The sequence below is a fragment of the Vibrio sp. 05-20-BW147 genome (assembly GCF_013369385.1).
GTDB classification, from domain to species: domain Bacteria; phylum Pseudomonadota; class Gammaproteobacteria; order Enterobacterales; family Vibrionaceae; genus Vibrio; species Vibrio floridensis.
The window spans coordinates 1-1174 of record NZ_SZTO01000076.1 but is presented as its reverse complement, the minus strand read 5'-3'; the positions used below and the strand labels follow the sequence as shown (position 1 = coordinate 1174).

Sequence of the window (1174 nt, the reverse complement as noted above, 5' to 3'; positions counted from 1 at the left end):
CACCCCTTAACTCGGCGTTATGTGCAATTTAGGCTCCGTTCATTGTTCTCCCTCTGGTAAAATACCTCATGTCCAGTTTGTCATGAGGTCTGAATGAGAAAACTAGCTTTATTTACTATTTTATGTGCCTATTCTTTTGGCCTTTTAGCACAAGAAAAGAATGATATGTATGAAGCCATTGTGAGTAAGTGGGAAGAACTAGGTTATAAATCTCGAAGGGAAGCTTCAATAGCATATCAAGCTTCATTTAGAGCATGTTACGAGGAAATGTCGGTAAGTTTCCCAAGTGAAAACAATACAGAAGTGTGTCGTCAGAAAGCTGCTCAAATAGTTAGTAAGATAGCAAGTTATGAAAACAGTGGTTCTGATATATACCATTGACCATGCACATAACAAAGCATTTAAGAGTGATTCGCAACGCTTGGCGGTTTCGCTTCTCTCAAGTATAGCCAAACGTCGCTCACACCTTAATGCGGCGTTAGAAAAATAAGGTGACTATGAAGTATTTTAATGAAGAAACATATCTAAAAATCATTTGCGAAATTCGAGATAGAATACATGCTGCTGAGTCTCTATCGGAAGTTGAAAATTTGGTTTTTATAGAGTCAACCTCATTGCAAATAAGGAAGGTGCTTGAGCTTATCGCTTATTTATCTGTATTGGTCAATGGTGATAAGCTAAATAGCAAAGAAAGAAGTGAGTATCATGCAAAGAAAATAGTGGAGTCGTTAAATGAGAAAACAACAATTTTCTATCCTTTTCCTAGTAGTGTCGTAGAAAGTCCCGATGGAAAAGATAAAACTATATTTCCACTTTACCATGAGTCGTCATTGTCACAGGTAGAGTTCAAAGAAGCATACCAACTATGTGGGAAGGTACTTCATGCCCAGCACCCTCTTAAAACGAAAGTTGACTTTCAAGATATAAAGCGAAAGAATCATAATTATTTACAGCGCATTAAGTCATTGATGACTCAGCATACAATTCCAGTAAAACGAGCTAATAGTGTATATACATTTTTATACGTGAAGGTCGATTTCTCCGAAAGAGCTACCCCAAGACATCCGTTCATACGAGAGTTTAGTGCTGATGTGTCCAGCGAAGAACAGTTGGTAGAAATATTCTCTTGGGAGTAATTTTTCTAACAAACGCTTCAAGAGGGACAGCCAACGCG

2 protein-coding genes are annotated in these 1174 nt (G+C 37.8%); both read left to right on the top strand.

Translation table 11 applies throughout. From position 1 onward, the window contains the following. The first annotated feature begins 93 nt into the window (after positions 1-93). On the top strand, positions 94-381 hold the full coding sequence (locus FC652_RS20020) for a hypothetical protein (protein ID WP_176299896.1): 288 nt from the start codon (positions 94-96) through the stop codon (positions 379-381). A gap of 116 nt (positions 382-497) precedes the next feature. Beyond that, positions 498-1136: a hypothetical protein gene (locus tag FC652_RS20015; protein ID WP_217904690.1), complete on the top strand. Its 639-nt coding sequence runs from the start codon at positions 498-500 to the stop codon at positions 1134-1136. The last annotated feature ends 38 nt before the right edge of the window (positions 1137-1174 follow it).

Bases quoted from the DNA above. Each gene is read 5' to 3' on its own strand.
- FC652_RS20020 (WP_176299896.1), top strand. From the start codon at position 94: ATGAGAAAACTAGCTTTATTTACTATTTTATGTGCCTATTCTTTTGGC.
- FC652_RS20015 (WP_217904690.1), top strand. From the start codon at position 498: ATGAAGTATTTTAATGAAGAAACATATCTAAAAATCATTTGCGAAATT.